15 protein-coding genes are annotated in these 18,810 nt (G+C 63.5%); 11 read left to right on the top strand and 4 right to left on the bottom strand.

The window, feature by feature from the left end; translation table 11 throughout:
• Positions 1–229 precede the first annotated feature (229 nt).
• Positions 230–1,102 carry a thioredoxin gene (gene trxA / locus EGM97_RS24485; protein ID WP_238963810.1) on the top strand — a complete coding sequence of 291 codons (873 nt, stop codon included), beginning with the start codon at positions 230–232 and terminating at the stop codon, positions 1,100–1,102.
• On the opposite strand, the gene EGM97_RS24480 is transcribed toward trxA, so the two are convergent.
• Entirely contained in the window at positions 1,099–1,443 is a 345-nt protein-coding gene (locus EGM97_RS24480) for a hypothetical protein (protein WP_238963812.1), read from the bottom strand. The genes trxA and EGM97_RS24480 overlap by 4 nt on opposite strands.
• Before the next feature lie 131 nt (positions 1,444–1,574).
• Here EGM97_RS24480 and EGM97_RS24475 point away from each other — a divergent pair, with 131 nt between their 5' ends.
• The 5 genes from EGM97_RS24475 (at position 1,575) to EGM97_RS24455 (ending at position 5,773) form a co-directional block, all read left to right on the top strand.
• Entirely contained in the window at positions 1,575–2,162 is a 588-nt protein-coding gene (locus EGM97_RS24475) for a DUF2796 domain-containing protein (RefSeq protein ID WP_238963814.1), read from the top strand.
• Between the two features lie 239 nt (positions 2,163–2,401).
• The gene (locus EGM97_RS24470; RefSeq protein WP_238963821.1) at positions 2,402–3,112 is read left to right on the top strand and encodes an ABC transporter ATP-binding protein; all 711 of its coding nucleotides are present in this window, start codon (positions 2,402–2,404) and stop codon (positions 3,110–3,112) included.
• A gap of 1 nt (position 3,113) precedes the next feature.
• Positions 3,114–4,379: an ABC transporter permease gene (locus EGM97_RS24465; protein ID WP_238963823.1), complete on the top strand. Its 1,266-nt coding sequence runs from the start codon at positions 3,114–3,116 to the stop codon at positions 4,377–4,379.
• An 11-nt stretch (positions 4,380–4,390) separates the two neighbouring features.
• The gene (locus tag EGM97_RS24460; protein ID WP_238963825.1) at positions 4,391–4,909 is read left to right on the top strand and encodes a DUF3299 domain-containing protein; all 519 of its coding nucleotides are present in this window, start codon (positions 4,391–4,393) and stop codon (positions 4,907–4,909) included.
• 165 nt (positions 4,910–5,074) lie between these two features.
• Entirely contained in the window at positions 5,075–5,773 is a 699-nt protein-coding gene (locus tag EGM97_RS24455) for an OmpW/AlkL family protein (protein ID WP_053151915.1), read from the top strand.
• Between the two features lie 138 nt (positions 5,774–5,911).
• Here the strand turns inward: EGM97_RS24455 and EGM97_RS24450 are convergent, their stop codons facing one another.
• Complete coding sequence (locus tag EGM97_RS24450) at positions 5,912–6,841, bottom strand: NAD-dependent epimerase/dehydratase family protein (protein ID WP_238963827.1); 930 nt, start codon at positions 6,839–6,841, stop codon at positions 5,912–5,914.
• Entirely contained in the window at positions 6,834–7,718 is an 885-nt protein-coding gene (locus EGM97_RS24445; RefSeq protein ID WP_238963835.1) for a sugar nucleotide-binding protein, read from the bottom strand. Before EGM97_RS24445 ends, EGM97_RS24450 begins: the two co-directional genes overlap by 8 nt.
• 288 nt (positions 7,719–8,006) lie before the next feature.
• Here EGM97_RS24445 and EGM97_RS24440 point away from each other — a divergent pair, with 288 nt between their 5' ends.
• Positions 8,007–12,314, top strand: a complete 4,308-nt coding sequence (locus EGM97_RS24440; RefSeq protein ID WP_238963837.1) for a DEAD/DEAH box helicase — start codon at positions 8,007–8,009, stop codon at positions 12,312–12,314.
• 135 nt (positions 12,315–12,449) lie between these two features.
• Here EGM97_RS24440 and EGM97_RS24435 read toward each other — a convergent pair whose 3' ends face one another.
• The gene (locus tag EGM97_RS24435) at positions 12,450–14,537 is read right to left on the bottom strand and encodes a mechanosensitive ion channel family protein (protein ID WP_238963839.1); all 2,088 of its coding nucleotides are present in this window, start codon (positions 14,535–14,537) and stop codon (positions 12,450–12,452) included.
• 221 nt (positions 14,538–14,758) lie between these two features.
• Between EGM97_RS24435 and EGM97_RS24430 the strand changes: the two genes are divergently transcribed.
• The 4 genes from EGM97_RS24430 to EGM97_RS24415 are packed head-to-tail and all read left to right on the top strand — an operon-like array spanning position 14,759 to position 18,798.
• Positions 14,759–15,685 carry a DUF72 domain-containing protein gene (locus EGM97_RS24430; RefSeq protein WP_238963841.1) on the top strand — a complete coding sequence of 309 codons (927 nt, stop codon included), beginning with the start codon at positions 14,759–14,761 and terminating at the stop codon, positions 15,683–15,685.
• Positions 15,682–16,491: an endonuclease/exonuclease/phosphatase family protein gene (locus tag EGM97_RS24425; RefSeq protein WP_238963843.1), complete on the top strand. Its 810-nt coding sequence runs from the start codon at positions 15,682–15,684 to the stop codon at positions 16,489–16,491. The genes EGM97_RS24430 and EGM97_RS24425 overlap by 4 nt, the downstream gene beginning before the upstream one ends.
• Positions 16,488–17,786: a cardiolipin synthase ClsB gene (gene clsB, locus EGM97_RS24420; protein ID WP_238963845.1), complete on the top strand. Its 1,299-nt coding sequence runs from the start codon at positions 16,488–16,490 to the stop codon at positions 17,784–17,786. The genes EGM97_RS24425 and clsB overlap by 4 nt, the downstream gene beginning before the upstream one ends.
• Positions 17,773–18,798: a lysylphosphatidylglycerol synthase domain-containing protein gene (locus EGM97_RS24415; protein ID WP_238963854.1), complete on the top strand. Its 1,026-nt coding sequence runs from the start codon at positions 17,773–17,775 to the stop codon at positions 18,796–18,798. The genes clsB and EGM97_RS24415 overlap by 14 nt, the downstream gene beginning before the upstream one ends.
• Positions 18,799–18,810 lie beyond the last annotated feature (12 nt).

Here is an 18,810-nt window from a genome sequence, read left to right as displayed (position 1 = left end):
GTAATGCTGGCTCGCAAGCTTGCTCGGATCGTATTCGCTCTGCTGAAAGGGCAAAGCGAATACCAACCAAAAGCGGCTTGAGGGCTTCCCCTCAACCATAGAATCTCCCACTGGGGATCTTTGGTGCTCTGCGGCCAGTGTGGGAGCGAGCCTGCTCGCGAAGGCGGCCTACCAGACACCACAAGACCCCGCGTATAGTTGCCCCATCCGAGCGTTCTACGAGATTCCCATGACCCAGGACACCCCGTACATCTTCGACGCCACCACCGCCGATTTCGACCAGTCGGTGATCGCGAACTCCTTCCACGCACCGGTATTGGTGGATTTCTGGGCCGAGTGGTGCGCGCCGTGCAAGGCCCTGATGCCGATGCTGCAAGCCATCGCCCAGAGCTACCAGGGCAATTTGCTGCTGGCCAAGGTGAACTGCGACGTCGAGCAGGACATCGTCGCCCGCTTCGGCATCCGCAGCCTGCCCACTGTCGTGCTGTTCAAGGACGGCCAGCCTGTCGACGGTTTTGCCGGTGCCCAACCGGAATCAGCGGTGCGGGCGATGCTCGAACCCCATGTGCAGATGCCACCGCCGGCCGCCGCCGATCCGTTCGAACAGGCCCAGGCACTGTTCGACGACGGTCGTTTCGCTGACGCCGAGGCGCTGCTCACGGTATTGCTCGGCGAAGACAACACCAACGCCAAGGCGCTGATCCTGTATGCCCGTTGCCTGACCGAACGCGGTGAGCTGGCTGAAGCGCAGACCGTGCTCGATGCCGTGAAGAGCGACGAACACAAGGCCGCGCTGGCCGGCGCCAAGGCGCAGATCCAGTTCCTCGGCCTGGCGAAAGACCTGCCGGACGCCGCCGATCTCAAGGCGCGCCTGGCGAAAGACCCGCAGGACGATGAAGCGGTGTACCAACTGGCGATCCAGCAACTGGCGCGCCAGCAGTACGAACCGGCCCTCGATGCCCTGCTCAAGCTATTCATGCGTAACCGCAGCTATAGCGAAGGCCTGCCCCACAAAACCTTGCTGCAAGTGTTCGAACTGCTCGGCAACGATCATCCCCTGGTCACGACCTATCGTCGCAAGCTGTTTGCGGCCTTGTATTAACCGACCCAGCTATAGAGCGGCGTATCCCCGCCGCTCAACACCTTGACCTCGGCACTGTGGCGCAAGCGCACCAGCAGGCGCTTGCCCGCCGAGGCGCTGCCGGTCAGGCCTTCGAGCTGCTCCAGCAGGTCCGGGCCGCTCAATTGCCCGGCCTTGCGCAACAGCTCCCTGGCGATCTGCCACAGGGCATCGTCCTGATTCGCAGGTTTGGCCGCAGGCGTTGCAGCGTTGTCGGGCTTGACCGCTTGCAGTTGCGCGCCGAGCTGCGCCCAGTCGCCTTCATCCATTTCGATCGACAAGTCCACCGGCCAATCGCCGACGGTTCCGCGTATGCGCAACATCACCGTGCTCCTGAAGATTTAATGTGCCCATGCTCCCATGGGCCTTGCGCGACGCCAAGCAGACGGTCAAACTCTCCACGCTTTCGTTATAAGATTACATAACAGAATATTCATGTTACCGGAGACTCGTCATGCGCCGTCTGCTTCTCGCCCTGCCGTTCGCCCTGCTGCCCTTGGCTGTCGCACATGCGGCTGTCGAGCACGACCATGATCACGATCATGAGCACGGGAGCCTGGGTGCCCACGAACATGGTGTTGCCCGCCTCAATGCCTCTCTGGACGGTGAAACCCTGGAGCTGGAACTGGACAGCCCGGCCATGAACCTGGTGGGCTTCGAGCACGCCGCCACCAGCGACGCCGACAAGGCCAAGGTCGCGGCTGTCCGGGCGAAGCTGGAAAAGCCGGCGGCGTTGGTCGTTCTCGCCGATGGCAAATGCTCCCTGGAGCAGCAAGAGCTGGAGAGTCCGTTGTTCGGCGACGAACCGGACCACGAAGACCACGCCGCAGATGATGACGATGGCGACGAGCATCACGAACACAGCGAAATCCACGCCCACTACCAGTTCCGCTGTGTCGCGCCCGGTTCCTTGACGGAGCTGAACCTGGCTCCACTGTTCAAAGCCTTCCCGGCTACCCGGAAAATCCTGGTGCAACTGGTCGGCCCGAACGGCCAGCAAGGTGGGGAAGTGACGCCTGAAGCACCAGCGCTGAAATTCTGAAAATGCAGTTGCAAAAACCATGTGGGAGCGGACATATCCAACACAGATGTCGATTGTCATGCCGCCATCGCGAGCAAGCTCGCTCCCACATTGAGCGGCTGTGAATACACAATTCAATCCAGTGTGGGAGCGAGCCCTGCTCGCGATGAGGGCGGCACATCCGATGCAGATATCGACTGTCATACCGCTATCGCGAGCAGGCTCGCTCCCACAGGTTCTATTACCTTGATACTGCAACCATGACCCAAGCACTCATCGAACTGTCCGACCTGGTCTTCAGTTGGCCCGGGCATCCGCCGTTGCTGGATATTCCGGCGTTTCGCCTGGAAGCTGGCGAAACCCTGTTTCTCAAGGGCCCGAGCGGCAGTGGCAAGACCACACTGCTGGGCCTTCTGGGCGGCGTGCAGGTGCCGGATCGCGGCAGTATTCGTTTGCTCGATCACGAACTCGGCACGCTGGGCGCAGGTAGCCGCGACCGTTTTCGGGTGGACCACACCGGCTACATCTTCCAGCAGTTCAACCTGCTGCCGTTTCTCTCGGTGCGTGAGAATGTCGAACTGCCCTGTCACTTCTCCAAACTACGGGCGCAACGGGCCGCGCAGCGCCACGGCAGTGTCGATCAGGCCGCCGCGACCTTGCTGGCCCACCTGGGCCTGACCGATCCCAACCTGCTCGGGCGCCGCGCCGACTCGCTGTCCATCGGCCAGCAGCAACGGGTCGCCGCCGCGCGGGCGTTGATCGGCCAACCTGAACTGGTGATCGCCGACGAACCGACTTCCGCCCTGGACTACGACGCTCGGGAAAACTTCCTGCGGTTGTTGTTCGCCGAATGCCGCGAAGCCGGGTCGAGCCTGCTGTTCGTCAGCCACGACCAGAGCCTGGCGCCGCTGTTCGACCGCAACCTCTCGCTGGCCGATCTCAATCGCGCCGCCAAGCCACTCGAGGTCTGAGATGTATCTGTTCCGTCTAGCCATGGCCAGCCTGGCGAACCGCCGCTTTACCGCCATCCTCACGGTTTTCGCCATCGCCCTGTCGGTCTGCCTGCTGCTGGCGGTGGAACGGGTGCGCACCGAGGCGCGTGCCAGTTTTGCCAGCACCATCAGCGGCACCGACCTGATCGTCGGCGCCCGCTCGGGTTCGGTAAACCTGCTGTTGTATTCGGTGTTTCGCATCGGCAACGCCACCAACAATATCCGTTGGGACAGTTTCGAACACTTCGCCAGCAACCCGAAAGTGAAGTGGGCAATCCCCATGTCCCTGGGCGATTCCCATCGCGGCTACCGGGTGATGGGCACCACCGAGGCTTACTTCGAGCATTACCAGTACGGGCGTCAGCAGCACCTGGAACTGGCCGATGGCCGGGCCTTCGCCACCGACCCGTTCGAAGTCGTGCTCGGCGCCGAAGTCGCCGAGGCGCTGCATTACAAGCTCGGCGACAAACTGGTGTTGGCCCACGGCGTGGCAGCGGTCAGTCTGGTCAAGCATGACGACAAGCCCTTCACCGTGGTCGGCATCCTCAAGCGCACCGGCACGCCGGTGGACCGCACGCTGCACATCAGCCTTGGCGGCATGGAAGCGATCCACATCGACTGGAAGAACGGCGTGCCGGCCCAGGGCAATGGCCGCATCAGCGCCGACCAGGCCCGCAATATGGACCTCACGCCCCAGGCGATCACGGCGTTCATGCTTGGCCTCAACAGCAAGATCTCCACCTTTGCCCTGCAACGGGAGATCAATGAGTTCCGTGGCGAACCGCTGCTGGCGATCCTCCCCGGCGTGGCATTGCAGGAATTGTGGAGCCTGATGGGCACGGCGGAAAAAGCCTTGTTCGTGATTTCGCTGTTCGTGGTGCTGACCGGGTTGATCGGCATGCTTACGGCGATCCTCACCAGCCTCAACGAACGCCGTCGGGAAATGGCGATCCTGCGCTCGGTCGGTGCCCGACCGTGGCACATCGCGAGCCTGCTGGTGCTCGAAGCCTTCGCCCTGGCACTGGCCGGTGTCACGTCCGGGCTGGCGCTGTTGTACGTCGGCATCGCCGCCGCCCAGGGTTACGTGCAGTCGGCCTATGGCCTGTATTTGCCCCTGGGCTGGCCGAGCGAGTATGAATGGACGCTGATGGCTGGCATCCTGCTCGCCGCCCTGCTGATGGGCAGCGTGCCGGCCTGGCGCGCCTATCGCCAATCGCTGGCCGACGGCCTGTCGATCCGTTTATGAGGACGTTGCACATGCCCCGCGCCCTGCTTGCGCTGTTGATGATGGTCGCCCTGCCCCTGTGGGCGGCCGAACCGAGGGACCTGGCCTGGTCGGAAATGATCCCGGCGGGCGCGCCACCGGAAGTGCCGAACATGACCCCGCTGCATGATCTGTCGAAGATGAGCGACGCGTTGTCCGCCGAGTCCGCTCCGGCCGCCAAGCAGGACCTGCCCAACGCGCCGGTGGTCAAGGAACTGGACGGCCAACAGATCCGTTTGCCGGGTTATATCGTGCCGCTGGAAGTCAGCGAGGAAGGCCGCACCACGGACTTTCTGCTGGTTCCTTACTTCGGCGCCTGCATCCACGTGCCGCCCCCGCCGTCGAACCAGATCGTGCATGTGAAGAGCGAGGTCGGGGTCAAGCTCGATGAGTTGTACCAGCCGTACTGGGTCGAGGGGCCGATGCAGGTCAAGCCGTCCACCAGTGAACTGGCCGATGCCGGGTACCAGATGGAGGCTGAGAAGATTTATGTGTATGAACTGCCGGAGTGAATCCGGTGGTTATTTGGGCGCGAAGAGATCGTCAAGCCTTTCGCTTCACCATTCCATTGAGCTGGGTCAAAAAATCGGGCCGGACTCATTGAGCTGAGTCAAAAGACCGCCCCAGAGCGCTTCGTACCATAGGTCATCACTTTTCGAATGCCCTATGGAGCCCCCATGCACAAGTCTCTGCTCAGCGCTTCCCTCGTCGCCCTCGCACTCGCCGCCCCGCTCGCCCAGGCCCATACGGCCGGCGATATCATCGTTCGTGCCGGCGCCATCACCGTCAATCCCGAGGCCGACAGCTCCAGCGTCAAGGTCGACCGCGGCCCGCTGGCCGGCGCCGATCTGGGCGGCAAGGCGACCATGAGCAGCGACACCCAACTGGGCCTGAACTTCGCCTACATGCTCACCGACAACCTGGGTATCGAACTGCTCGCAGCCTCGCCGTTCGAGCATGACGTGAAGCTCAAAGGAACCGCCCTCGGCGCCGCCAATGGCAAGCTCGGTACCCTCAAGCACCTGCCACCGACCCTGAGCCTGGTCTACTACCCGCTCGACGCGAAGTCGGCGTTCCAGCCTTACGTCGGTGCCGGCATCAACTACACCTGGATCTACGACGAACACGTCGGCAGCGGCGCCAGTGCCAACGGCTTCAGCAACTTCCGCGCGAGCAACAGCTGGGGCATGGCATGGCAAGTGGGCGCCGACTACATGCTGACCGATAACATCATGATCAACGGCCAGATTCGCTACATCGACATCGACACCACTGCCTATGTCGACAATAACGCCGTGGCCGGTGGTACCCGGGCCAAGGTGGATGTCGACGTGGATCCACTGATCTACATGGTGGGGTTGGGTTACAAGTTCTGACCGCGACTCGATAGCGACACAATCAATGTGGGAGCGGGCTTGCTCGCGAATGCGTTCTGTCAGTCACCTGTTAAGTGACTGACCCACCGCATTCGCGAGCAAGCCCGCTCCCACAGTGGTTTTGTGGCGGTTGAAAACTCAGCGACCCAATAACCGCGCCAGCCCCACACTCATCGGCGTCTGCTGCGCTAAGCTGAAGCGCTCCAGAAGGCGCCGGTTGTCGGCACGTGAATGGCGGATGTCACCGGAGCGTGCCGGGCCGTAGCTGATCGGCGGCAGGTCGCCGACAACCTGCGCGAGGGCCTGGAGCATCTGCTTGAGGGTCGTGGCCTGGTTCCAGCCGACGTTCACCGCGCCGACTTCCACCTCGTTTTTTTCGATGGCCTGTACCAGCAGGTCCACTAGGTCTTCGACGTAAACGAAATCCCGTGTCTGCTCGCCGTCGCCAAACACAGTGATCGGCAGGCCTTTCTGCGCCCGTTCGCTGAAGATGCTGATGACCCCGGAATACGGCGACGACGGATCCTGGCGTGGACCATAGATATTGAAGAAGCGGAACACCACCGGCTCCAGGGCATGCTGGCGGCGATAGAAATCCAGATAGAACTCGCTGGCCAGCTTATCCGAGGCGTACGGGGTCAGCGGGGCCTTGGGCGTGTCTTCGTCGATGGACTGGCCTTCGCCATTGTTGCCATAGACCGCCGCGCTGGAGGCGAACAACACCCGTTTCACACCGGCCTGGCGCATGGCTTCGCAGACGTTCAGGGTTCCGATGAAGTTGCTCTGGTGCGTGCGTACCGGATCGTCCACCGAAGCCTGGACCGAAGCCACCGCGGCCAGATGCGCCACGGCGCTGCAACCAGCCATGGTCCGGGCCACCAGCGCCGCGTCGGCGACGTCGCCTTCGATTAATTCGACCGCCGGGTTATCCAGCGGCAGGTTGCTGCGCTTGCCGGTGGACAAGTCATCGAGGATGCGCACCGAGTGGCCCTTGGCGAGCAAGGCGTCGGTCAGGTGCGAGCCAATGAAACCCGCACCGCCGGTGATTAAAACAGGGCCTTCAGCCATGGCGATAAAACCTATCCAGTAAGGCCGGGAGCGCGGCGCGCCAGGCGCGGGGCTTGATCCCGAAAGTGTGCAGAATTTTCTTGCAGGCCAACACCGCGTGCTGCGGCTCTTCCGCGGCATCCGGTCGGGCGGCGTGGGCCTGGGCAGTGGGTGATTCGATGGCCAGCGGATGCAGCGCGCGGGCTTCGGTGAGGATCGCCTGGCCCAGCGCCAGGGGCGTGGTCGCCTCGTGCCCGGCGTAATGGTAGGTCCCCCACAACGGTGCCGCGCAATCGAGCTGCTTGAGTACGGAAATGATCACCCGTGCCGCATCGTCTACCGGCGTTGGATTGCCGCGACGGTCATCGGCCAGCAGCAATTCCTCGGGTTGTTCGGCGCGTGCCAGGAAACGCCCAAGAATACCATCGGGGCTGTCATCGAGCAGCCAGCCGAAGCGCAACAGTACATGTTGCGGACAGGTGGCGCGCACGCTTTGCTCGATACGCCACAGCGCCTGGCCGCGCAGGCCCAGGGGCACGGGTTCGTCCTTTTCGCTGTAGGCCGTGGCGCGAGAACCGTCGAACACGCGATAGCTCGACGGTTGCACCAGGACGATCTCGTGGTGCTGGCACAGTTCGGCCAGGCGCTCGACGGCGCGCTCCTGGCTGGCCAGGCGCTGCTCGCTGACGGCCTCGGCCTGAAACCAGTCGAAGTAGTACGCCAGATTGATCACGGCGTCCGGCCGGGTGTCGTCGAGCAGTTGCGTCAGGCTCGCGGCATCCCAGCCGTCTTCGGGCGGTCGGGGGGCGAGAAAACCGATGTCTTCTTCCGCACCGAGGCGAATCAGCGCCTGCCCAAGGGCATTTCCGCCGCCCAGTAACATAAGGCGCATTCGCATAAAATCAGCAGGCCCAGTCTGTTGGCACAAGAATTTGGTCGACAACGCCCACAGGCGTCGTCGGAATCGTTGCATTTTGCGGGTTTAGTGCGCAACCGTCATCCGTAAAGTGCAGATCATGAATGTATGCTGTCCTTTAGGGCCTCTTCGCGAGCAAGCCCGCTCCCACAGGGACGGTGTACGCCGATCAAATGTGGGAGCGGGCTTGCTCGCGAAAGGGCCCTACCTGTCGACAGAGATCCCAACCGGTACTTGCATCTTCCCCGTCCCACCCGCATAACTGCCCCCATGAATCTGCCCCTTGCCGCCGACCACGCCATGGCAGGCTTCCACCCTGCCGTTCGCGCCTGGTTCAGCCAGACATTCCCGGCGGTCACGGCCGCCCAGGCCCAAGCGTGGCCGTTGATCGGCCAGCGCCGTTCGACCCTGGTGGCCGCGCCCACCGGCTCGGGCAAGACCCTGACGGCGTTTCTCGCCGTGCTCGATGACCTGGTGCACCGCGGCCTGGAACAAGGCGGCCTGCCAGACCAGACCCTGGTGGTCTACGTTTCGCCACTCAAGGCCCTGAGCAACGACATCCGGATCAACCTGCAAACCCCGCTGGCCGGGATTACCGAACAATTGCGCCAGATGGGCCTGCCGCCTCTGCAAATCACCACCGCCGTGCGCACCGGCGACACGCCGCAAAAAGATCGTTCGGCGATGCGCAAGACCGCGCCGCACATTCTGGTGACCACCCCCGAATCGCTCTACGTGCTGCTCGGCTCCGATTCCGGCCGGCTGATGCTCGCCAGCACCCGCACAGTGATTGTCGATGAAATCCACGCCATCGCCGCCAGCAAACGCGGCAGCCACCTGGCCTTGAGCCTGGAACGCCTGCAAGCGCTGTGCGCCGAACCGCTGGTGCGCATCGGCTTGTCTGCCACGCAAAAGCCCATCGAAGCGGTGTCGCGCTTTCTGGTCGGCGAAGGACGCACCTGTGAAATCGTCGACATCGGCCATGCCCGCCCGCGGGACCTGGACATCGAAGTGCCGCCGGTGCCGCTCTCGGCGGTGATGGCCAATGACGTCTGGGAGTTGGTCTACAACCGCCTCGCCGACCTCGCCCGAGAGCACCGCACCACCCTGGTGTTCGTCAACACCCGGCGGCTGGCCGAACGTCTGAGCCGGCACTTGAGCGAACGCCTGGGCAAGGACGCGGTGGCTGCCCACCATGGCAGCCTGGCGAAAGAGTTTCGCCTCGACGCCGAACAACGGCTCAAGCGCGGCGAATTGCAGGTGTTGATCGCCACCGCGTCCCTGGAGTTGGGCATCGACATCGGCGATGTCGACCTGGTGTGCCAGATCGCCTCGCCCCGCTCGATTTCCGCCTTTCTGCAACGGGTCGGACGTTCCGGCCACCAAGTGGGCGGCACACCCAAGGGCCGACTGTTCGCCACCACCCGCGACGACCTGATCGAATGCGCCGCTCTGCTCGACTGCGTGCGCCGCGGCGAGCTGGACATCCTGCACATTCCCAGGGCACCGCTGGACGTGCTGGCTCAGCAGATTGTCGCCGAAGTCAGTTGCCAGGAATGGCAGGAGCAGGCGCTGCTGGAGATGTTCCGCCGCGCCTCGCCCTATGCCGGACTGGATGAAGGTCATTACCAGGCCTTGCTGCAGATGCTCGCCGAAGGCCTCAACGGCCGCCAGGGCGTGCGCAGCGCTTATCTGCATCGCGATGCCGTCACCCGTACGCTGCGCGGTCGCCGCGGCAGCAAGCTGACGGCCGTGACCAGCGGCGGCACCATCCCGGACAATGCCGATTACAGTGTGTTGCTCGAACCCCAGGGTCTTAACATCGGCAGCGTCAACGAAGACTTCGCCGTGGAGAGCATCGCCGGCGACGTGTTCCAACTGGGCAATACCTCTTACCGCATCCTCCGCGTAGAGACCGGCCGCGTGCGGGTCGAGGACGCCCAGGGCCAGCCACCGACCATTCCGTTCTGGCTCGGCGAAGCCCCCGGGCGCAGCGCCGAGCTGTCCCTGGCCGTGGCCCGCCTGCAAGCGCAACTGGATCGACTGTTGGGCGCGACGCCGGGCAACCTGCAACCGGCCCTCGACTGGTTGACCGGCACCTTGCAGTTGAACCGGGCCAGCGCCGAACAACTGGTGGATTACCTGGCGCCGGCACGCCTGGCCTTTGGCGCCCTGCCCTCCCAGGGCACGCTGGTGATGGAGCGGTTCTTCGACGAGTCCGGCGGCACGCAACTGATCATTCATACGCCCTTTGGCAGTCGCATCAACCGCGCCTGGGGCCTGGCGCTGCGCAAGCGGTTCTGCCGGACCTTCAATTTCGAATTGCAGGCCGCCGCCAGTGAAGACGCCATCGTGCTGTCACTGTCCACCAGCCACAGCTTCGAGCTCGACGAAGTCTGGCGTTATCTCAACAGCCAGAACGCCGAACAGATCCTGGTCCAGGCGGTGCTGGACGCGCCGCTGTTCGGCGTGCGCTGGCGCTGGAACGCCGGGGTGGCCCTGGCCTTGCCGCGCTATACCGGCGGGCGCAAAGTCGCGCCGCAAATCCAGCGGATGAAAAGCGAAGACCTGATCGCCAGCGTGTTCCCGGACCAGATCGCCTGCCTGGAGAACCTCGCCGGCGAACGGGAAATTCCCGATCATCCCCTGGTGGAGCAAACACTGGACGACTGCCTGCACGAAGCCATGGACAGCGAAGGCTGGTTGGCCTTGTTGCGGCGCATGGAAGCGGGCGAGATTCGCCTGATCAGCCGTGACCTGCCGGCGCCCTCGCCGCTGGCGGCAGAAATTCTCAGCGCCCGGCCCTACACCTTCCTCGACGACGCGCCGCTGGAAGAACGGCGCACCCAGGCGGTGATCAATCGCCGCTGGAGCGACCCACAGTCCACCGACGACCTCGGCGCGCTGGACGTCGAGGCCATCCAGTCGGTACGCGAAGAAGCCTGGCCGACGCCGAACAATCTCGACGAAATGCACGAAGCGCTGATGAGTCTGGCCTGCATCGCCGACAGCGAAGCCAGCGCCCACGCTCCATGGTTGGAATGGCTGACTGTCCTGGCCGAACGCGGACGCGCCAGTCACCTGCAAGTCAGCGCCGAACGCGGCCTGTGGGTGCCGCTGGAACGGCTGACGTGCTGGCAGGCGATTTATCCACAGGCTTCATGGCAACCGCCCCTGGCGCCCCTGATCGGCTTCGATGAAACCTGGGACCGTGACGAAGCCGTGGTGGAAGTGCTCCGTGCCCGACTCAGTGCTTTCGGCCCGCTACCGCTGAAGGCCATCGCCTACCCGCTGGGCTTGTCGACACCGCAGGCCACCCAGGCCCTGGCACAACTCGAGCAGCAAGGTTACGTATTGCGCGGTCGGTTCACGCCCGGCACGGGGCAGGAAGAATGGTGCGAGCGGCATCTGCTGGCGCGTATCCACCGCTATACCGTCAAGCGCCTGCGCCGGGAAATCGAGCCGGTGACGTTGCAGGACTTCATGCGGTTCCTGTTCGACTGGCAGCACCTGTCGACGTCGACTCAAGGACGGGGCAGTGCCGTCCTGCCGTCGATCATCAGCCAGTTCGAAGGCTACCCGGCAGCGGCCTCGGCCTGGGACAGCGACCTGCTGCCGGTACGGATCAAGGATTATTCGCCCACTTGGCTCGATGAGTTGTGCCGCAGCGGCAAGCTGGTCTGGATGCGTTTGAGCACTCGCCAGAAGCTTTCGGCCAGCGCCCTGCGCAGCACGCCGGTGGTATTGCTGCCCCGCAGTCAGGTCGCGCTGTGGAGCAGCCTGGCAGAGCAGACACCTTTGGACGAACTGTCGCTCAAGACACAGAAAGTCCATCAGGCCCTCAGCGAGCACGGTGCGTTGTTTTTTGACGAACTGCACGAAGCCCACCTGCTGCGCGCGGAACTGGAAATCGCTTTGCAGGAACTGGTGGGTGCCGGTTTGGTGAACGCCGACAGCTTCGCCGGCCTGCGGGCGCTGATCACCCCGGCCAGCAAACGCCAGGCCCGCAGCAGCCGACGCGGGCGCGGGGCGTTTGTCGGCGGCATGGACGACGCCGGGCGCTGGGCCTTGCTGCGCCGTAGCCCCGCGTCCATGGAAGGCATCCGGCCCGCTTTCATACCGCCCGAAACCCTGGAACACATCGCCATGACCTTGCTGCGTCGCTACGGCGTGGTGTTCTGGCGCATGCTGGAGCGCGAGGCCGATTGGTTGCCCAGCTGGCGCGAATTGCTGCGCACGTTTCATCGCCTGGAGGCGCGGGGAGAAATTCGTGGTGGACGGTTTGTCAGCGGGCTGGCGGGCGAGCAATTTGCCCTGCCCGAGGCCATCCCGCTGTTGCGCGAAGTCCGCCGCCGCCCAACCGATGGCAGCCTGGTCGCGGTGTGTGGCGTCGATCCGCTGAACCTGGCCGGCACCCTGTTGCCGGGGGCGAAGGTGCCGGCGCTGGCGAGCAATCGGTTGGTGTATCGCGATGGGGTGCCGGCGGCGGCGCTGCTTGCCGGCAAACCGGTTTTCTGGGTGGAGCTGGATCAGCAGGGGATGGCTGAGGTGCGTAGCAGGTTGATTCAGAAAAGTTGAGGGTGGCTGGACGGGCCCCTTCGCGAGCAAGCCCGCTCCCACAGTTTGATCGCATTCCATCTGAAGAAACTCGGTCACCTGTGGGAGCGGGCTTGCTCGCGAAAGGGCCGTAAGCCTCGCCAACCGACTTGGCGATTATTGCGGTTGACTAGGCACCCCATCCCCCACCTTCGACTCCCCCACCAACCGCTTCGGCATCACCACCTGCTGTGGGTAAGTCTGCGCAAAATGCACCTCTGGATGGTTATCCACAAGCTTTTTCAAGCGCTGGTTGAACGCTCGACTCACCGCATACTGCCCGCCCGACACGGTGCGGAACTGAGCGGTGAGGACCACGCCGTTGAGGTCCATCCGGTCCACGCCGAACACATCCAGCGGTCCTTGCAGATTGAACTTGAGAAACGGGTCTTCGGAAATCGAATTCCCAGCCTCGCGGATCAGTTCGATGGCCTGGTCCACGTCAGTGTCGTAGGTGAACTGCACCGAGAAGAACGCGAAAGCGAATTGCCGGGATTGGTTGGTCACCGCCTTGATCTGGCCGAACGGCACCGAGTGCACGAACCCTTTGCCGTCGCGCAGGCGCAGGGTGCGGATGGTCAGGCCCTCGACGGTGCCGGCGTGGCCGGAACTGAGCACCACCCAGTCGCCGATGGACAGGGTGTCTTCGATGATGATGAACAGCCCCGTAATCACGTCCTGCACCAACTGCTGGGAACCGAAGCCGATCGCCAGGCCCACCACACCGGCGCCGGCCAGCAATGGCGCGACGTTGATGCCCAGGTTGGCCATGGTGGTGATCGCGCAGATCACCACCAGGATGATTTTGATCGCGTTGCGCAGCAGCGGCAGGATGGTCTTGATCCGAGTGCTGGGCTGACGTGCCCCTCGCTTGTTGAGCGGCGGTTTCAGGGCCTCCTGGATCGCCGTGTCGAGCACCACCCACGTGAGCCAGGTCACCAGGAAGATCAGGCCGATGCGGCTCAGGGAATCACTGATCGCCCGGCCCACGGCATTGCGCGAAGCGAACTCGAACAGCGAGACGCCCCAGATCCGGCCAAGCACTTCAATGAACGCCACCGCCATGACAATACGCAACAGCGCATGCAACAGGCTGAACAAGCGGCTCTTGTAGGCGCTGTTGCGCTGGATGGCTTCGACCTTGGGAGACTTGAACACCTGCTGGAACACCGTGCTGAGGAACACCGTCGCGATCAACAGGATGGTGGTGAACAACGCACAACGCAGGGCTTTCTGGTTGTCCTCGCCTACACCGATCAGGCTCACCGCCGAAACCAGCACCATCAACAGGATCGGCCAGTTCCAGAGCCCGGAAAAAATCCGCAGCGACTCCTGCAAGGCCGGCTGTTTCAGGCGTTGGGCCAGCGGTCGGTTGCGAATCAGGTGCGCCACCGGCCGGCGCATGCGGATCACCAGCCAGCCAAAGATCAACGAGGCAAGCAATCCGGTGAACACCGCGACGCTGCTGGTGATGTTGCCGCCCAGTTGCCGGGCGATCTGCGGGCTGGTCAGCGCGTCGCTGAGGGCGGCGAGAAAGCCGATCAGGAACAGCGGCCGGGGGCTGAAACGGCGAATGATCGCTACCGCCCGGCGCTTGTGGCCGGCGTTGAACATCACGATCACGCACAACAACACCGACGTTGAGAATATCCCGCTGCTGGTGGCGTAGGCGAAGCACAGCGCCAACGCGCGACCGACCGACACCTGCAAGAAGTGGCTGACGTAAAGAGTCAGCGGCAGGCAGACCAGCGCCGGTACGGTGTAGGGCAGCAGGTAGCCGAACAAGTCCCGCACCCGCTGGCGGCGTTGCAGCCATCGGCGCTGGCCCAGGTGGCGCACCAGCAACCGGGCACCGGCCCAGATCAGCGCAAAGGCGCCCAGCCAGACGCCGGAGAGCAGCAGGAAATCCCCGGCCACCCGCCAGGACGAGCGGGCGGTCTGGTCGACCAGGCGGTCCACCTCATCCGCCGCCCGGTCGGCCCGCAGGCGCCAGGCATCGACCAGGCTCTGGTTGAGATCGAGCTTGTCCTGGACATCGTCGATGCTCGAACTGATGGCCCCCAACAACCCGCCCTGCACCAGCGGCTCAGGTTCGGCGGGGGCTTCGCTGGGCGCGGGAACACCGGGAACGGCCGCCGCCCCGAAGGCGACATTGCCGGCCAGCGCCAGCACAATCAGCAGCAATGCAGTGGTCAATCGAGACAAAACGCGAGGCTCCTGTGCGGGGGATCGATAAGGAACTGATCCAAATCGGGCGGGCAAGTTCGCTCTTGAGATCGATACAACCCTCTCTGGCGAGGGGATAAATCCCTGGCCACTGGACCCAACCTTCGCCGCCGCCTGTAACCCCGTCGAAACTTTCCGGCCCGCCCGACAGTCATCAAAAGACACAGGCAGTACGAGGTCATCTGGCACGGGAGGGGCACATGACGGCGATCCACATTGGCATTTCCGGTTGGCGATACACGCCTTGGCGGGGGGATTTCTACCCCAAGGGCCTGACCCAGAAGCGTGAATTGCAGTTCGCCTCGCGAGCGGTCAACAGCATCGAAATCAATGGATCGTTCTACGCCCTGCAACGTCCCGAACGGTATGCACAGTGGTACGCCGAGACACCGCCGGGCTTCGTGTTCAGCGTCAAGGCACCGCGCTTCATCACGCATATCAAGCGCCTGCGGGACATTCGCAAGCCCCTGGCCAACTTCTTCGCCTCCGGCGTGCTGGAGCTCAAGGAAAAACTCGGCGCCATCCTCTGGCAGTTTCCCCCCAGCTTCAAATTCGACCCTGAGCTGTTCGAAGACTTCCTCAAGCAATTGCCCCACGACACTGAAGGCGCTGCGGCCCTGGCCCGGGAGCACGAGCCGCGCCTGGATGGCCACGCCAGCACCGAAACCGACAAGAAACGTCCGCTGCGCCACGCCGTCGAAATCCGCCATGAGAGCTTCATCGACCCGCATTTCGTTGCCCTGCTCAAGCGCTACGACGTGGCGCTGGTCATCGCCGACACCGCCGGCAAGTGGCCTTATCGCGAAGACGTCACCAGCGATTTCGTTTACCTGCGCCTGCACGGCGCCGAAGAGCTGTATGCCAGCGGCTATACCGACGAAGCCTTGAAACGCTGGGGCGACCGCATCGAGGCCTGGAGCCACGGCACTCAGCCAGACGATGCCCAACTGATCGATCCGAAAAAGAAACCCAGGGCGCGCAAGAGCCGGGAAGTGTTCTGCTATTTCGACAACGACATCAAGGTGCGTGCGCCCTACGACGCACGCCACCTGCTGGAGCGATTCGACCTGGACAAGGACCTTACCACCGTACCCGGCCAGCGCCCCACCGAGGGAGTGTTGCCATGAGCACAGAGCCCATTGAAGCGCGCCTGGACCCCACCCGGAATCTTGCGCACGAGCTGGACAGGGTCAGTCGCTTCACCGTCCTGACGGTCAACACACATAAAGGCTTCACCGCGCTGAACCGACGCTTCATCCTGCCTGAACTGCGCGAAGCGGTGCGCAGCGTATCCGCCGACGTGGTGTTCCTGCAGGAAGTCCATGGCGCCCATGAACATCATCCCCGGCGCTACAGCAACTGGCCGAGCATGCCGCAATACGAGTTCCTGGCCGACAGCCTCTGGCCGCAATTCGCCTACGGGCGCAACGCGGTTTACCCGGCGGGGGATCACGGCAACGCGTTGCTGTCGAAGTTCCAGATCATTCGCCACGACAACCTGGACGTGTCCATCAGCGGCCATGAAAGCCGCGGCATGCTCCACAGCGTGCTGCGGCTGCCGGGTGGCGACGGCCCGCAGATCCATGCAATCTGCGTTCACCTGGGATTGCGCGAAGGCCATCGTGTCGAGCAGTTGAAACTGCTGTGCAAACGCCTGAGCGAACTGCCGCCCGAGGCGCCGGTGATTGTCGCCGGCGACTTCAACGATTGGCGCGGCAAGGCCAACGACCTCCTCGAGCCCTGCGGTTTGCGGGAAGTGTTCGCCGAGCAATGGGGCAAACCGGCCCGCAGCTTTCCGGCCCGCCTGCCCATCCTGCGCCTGGACCGCATCTATGTGCGCAACCTCAAGGCCCATCACCCCAAAGTGCTAAGCGTACGGCCCTGGTCGCACCTTTCCGACCACGCCCCCCTGTCGGTGGAGATCGAGTTATGAGCGCGACGATGAACAAGGCCACGGTGGAACAGGTCGAGGTCCCGCCGACCGAACGCGATCCGGCGCTGGTGGACATCGAATATGGCTGGCACGGCAATAACCGCGTGACGCTGCTGGAGAATGGCGAGGAATATTTCCCGCGGGTGTTCGAAGCGATCCGCCGGGCGGAGACGGAAATCCTCATCGAGACCTTCATTCTTTTCGAGGACAAGGTCGGCAACGAATTGCGCGACCTGCTGGTGGACGCCGCCCACCGAGGCGTGCGGGTGACCCTGAGCCTGGATGGCTTCGGTTGCGGGGAACTCACGCCAGAGTTCCTCGCGTCGTTGAGCGATGCCGGTGTGCGCCTGCAAATGTTCGACCCCGCCCCGCTTCACCTGGGGATTCGTACCAACTGGTTCCGCCGCCTGCACCGCAAGGTGGTGGTGGTAGATGGCGTGATTGCCTTCATCGGTGGGATCAATTTCTCCGCCGACCATCTGGGCGACTTCGGCCCCGAGGCCAAGCAGGACTATTCGGTAGAGGTCAAAGGGCCGGCGGTGGTCGATATCCATCACTTCGCCTTGATGCAAAGCGGCCGGCCGAGCCGGGCCAAATACTGGTGGCAGCGCCGCCGCAGCCGTCGCAGCGAGCTGGCCTTCAGCGACCACGACGGCCAGGTACGGCTGGTCTACCGGGATAACCATGAACACCAGACCGACATCGAAGAGGTCTACCTGCAAGTGTTGCGCAGCGCCCAGCGGCGGGTGGTGATCGCCAATGCCTATTTCTTCCCCGGCTATCGGTTGCTGCGCGAGATCCGCAATGCAGCGCGACGCGGGGTGGAGGTGCGACTGATTCTGCAGGGTCAGCCGGACATGATGATCGCCAAGCTGGCGGCACGAATGCTTTATGACTATCTGCTCAAGGCCGGGGTGGTGATCTATGAATATTGCGAGCGCCCCCTGCATGGCAAGGTGGCCCTGGTGGATGAAGACTGGAGCACCGTGGGGTCGAGCAATCTCGACCCCTTGAGCCTGTCCCTGAACCTGGAAGCCAACGTGCTGATCCGTGATCGGGCGTTCAATCGCGAGCTGTTCGAGCGTCTCGATCACCTGAGCCGCGAGCATTGCACCGTCATGCCGGCCAACCACGCCCCGAGGGGGCTGCTGTGGCGCATGACCATCGGTTTTATGGTTTTCCACTTCCTGCGGCATTTCCCGGCCTGGGCCGGATGGCTGCCGGCCCATAAGCCGCGTCTGAAACCTTTTTCGCCGCCGACGGCGGTTCGGAGCGAACCCCATGAACCACTCTGAAGCGCACACCGCGCCAAGAGACGCCCACGGATCGGAGCGCAACCATGCCGAGGCGAAACCGGCCACGCGCTGGAGCCGCTGGAAACGCCCGCTGACGCTGGCGTTCTTCCTGTTGCTGATCGTGCTGTTCACAGCCCTGGCAAGGCGCATCGACTGGGCGGAAGTGTTTGATACCCTGGCCGACTTCAAGATCCGCACCTTGATCATCGCAGCGGCGCTGACTATCACCAGTTTCATTACCTACGCCTGCTTCGACTTGATCGGTCGTACCTACATCCGGCAAAAACTCGGCTGGCGCCAGATATTGCCCGTGGGCGTGATCAGCTATGCCTTCAACCTCAACCTCAGTGCCTGGGTCGGCGGCATTGCCATGCGCTACCGCTTGTACTCTCGGCTGGGGGTCAGCACCGGCAATATCGCCAAGATCCTTGGCCTGAGCCTGGCAACCAACTGGTTTGGCTACATGACATTGGCCGGCGTGGTGTTCAGCAGCGGCCTGGTCACGATGCCGCCAGGCTGGAAACTGAGCAGCAACGCCTTGCAGGGTGTGGGTGTATTGCTGCTGTTGGCGAGCGCTGGCTACCTGCTGGCCTGTCGGTTTTCCAAGCGGCGCGCCTGGACGATCCGTGGCATGGAAATCAACCTGCCCTCGCTGCGCATGGCCGTGTTGCAACTGGCGCTCGGCGCGCTGAACTGGTCGCTGATGGCGGCGGTGATCTTCACCTTGTTGCCGAGCAAACTGGAATACCCGGTGGTACTCGGGGTGCTGCTGATCAGCAGCATCGCCGGCGTGATCACCCACATCCCGGCCGGGCTCGGCGTGCTGGAAGCCGTGTTCATCGCGCTGCTACAACACGAAGTGTCGCGGGGCAGTCTGTTGGCGGGGTTGATTGCCTATCGGGCGATCTACTTCATCTTGCCGCTGTTGATCACGGTGGTGATGTACCTGGTGATCGAGGCGAAGGCCAAGGCGTTGCGGGTCAAGCCGGGGCTCAAGCGAAGCCGTGACTGAGCGGGCTGGCCT

Origin of the sequence: Pseudomonas sp. AF32 (genome assembly GCF_022342325.2) — a bacterium.
GTDB lineage: Bacteria > Pseudomonadota > Gammaproteobacteria > Pseudomonadales > Pseudomonadaceae > Aquipseudomonas > Aquipseudomonas uvaldensis.
The sequence above is the reverse complement of the archived record's forward strand: the minus strand, read 5'-3'. Positions and strand labels throughout refer to the sequence as shown.

What these genes read in the sequence shown, in the direction of transcription:
- EGM97_RS24460 (WP_238963825.1), top strand. Translation starts at nt 4,391, where the DNA reads ATGCCCCGCGCCCTGCTTGCGCTGTTGATGATGGTCGCCCTGCCCCTG.
- EGM97_RS24475 (WP_238963814.1), top strand. Translation starts at nt 1,575, where the DNA reads ATGCGCCGTCTGCTTCTCGCCCTGCCGTTCGCCCTGCTGCCCTTGGCT.
- EGM97_RS24430 (WP_238963841.1), top strand. Translation starts at nt 14,759, where the DNA reads ATGACGGCGATCCACATTGGCATTTCCGGTTGGCGATACACGCCTTGG.
- EGM97_RS24465 (WP_238963823.1), top strand. Translation starts at nt 3,114, where the DNA reads ATGTATCTGTTCCGTCTAGCCATGGCCAGCCTGGCGAACCGCCGCTTT.
- clsB (WP_238963845.1), top strand. Translation starts at nt 16,488, where the DNA reads ATGAGCGCGACGATGAACAAGGCCACGGTGGAACAGGTCGAGGTCCCG.
- EGM97_RS24455 (WP_053151915.1), top strand. Translation starts at nt 5,075, where the DNA reads ATGCACAAGTCTCTGCTCAGCGCTTCCCTCGTCGCCCTCGCACTCGCC.
- EGM97_RS24480 (WP_238963812.1), bottom strand. Translation starts at nt 1,443, where the DNA reads ATGTTGCGCATACGCGGAACCGTCGGCGATTGGCCGGTGGACTTGTCG.
- EGM97_RS24470 (WP_238963821.1), top strand. Translation starts at nt 2,402, where the DNA reads ATGACCCAAGCACTCATCGAACTGTCCGACCTGGTCTTCAGTTGGCCC.
- EGM97_RS24415 (WP_238963854.1), top strand. Translation starts at nt 17,773, where the DNA reads ATGAACCACTCTGAAGCGCACACCGCGCCAAGAGACGCCCACGGATCG.
- EGM97_RS24440 (WP_238963837.1), top strand. Translation starts at nt 8,007, where the DNA reads ATGAATCTGCCCCTTGCCGCCGACCACGCCATGGCAGGCTTCCACCCT.
- EGM97_RS24450 (WP_238963827.1), bottom strand. Translation starts at nt 6,841, where the DNA reads ATGGCTGAAGGCCCTGTTTTAATCACCGGCGGTGCGGGTTTCATTGGC.
- EGM97_RS24445 (WP_238963835.1), bottom strand. Translation starts at nt 7,718, where the DNA reads ATGCGAATGCGCCTTATGTTACTGGGCGGCGGAAATGCCCTTGGGCAG.
- trxA (WP_238963810.1), top strand. Translation starts at nt 230, where the DNA reads ATGACCCAGGACACCCCGTACATCTTCGACGCCACCACCGCCGATTTC.
- EGM97_RS24425 (WP_238963843.1), top strand. Translation starts at nt 15,682, where the DNA reads ATGAGCACAGAGCCCATTGAAGCGCGCCTGGACCCCACCCGGAATCTT.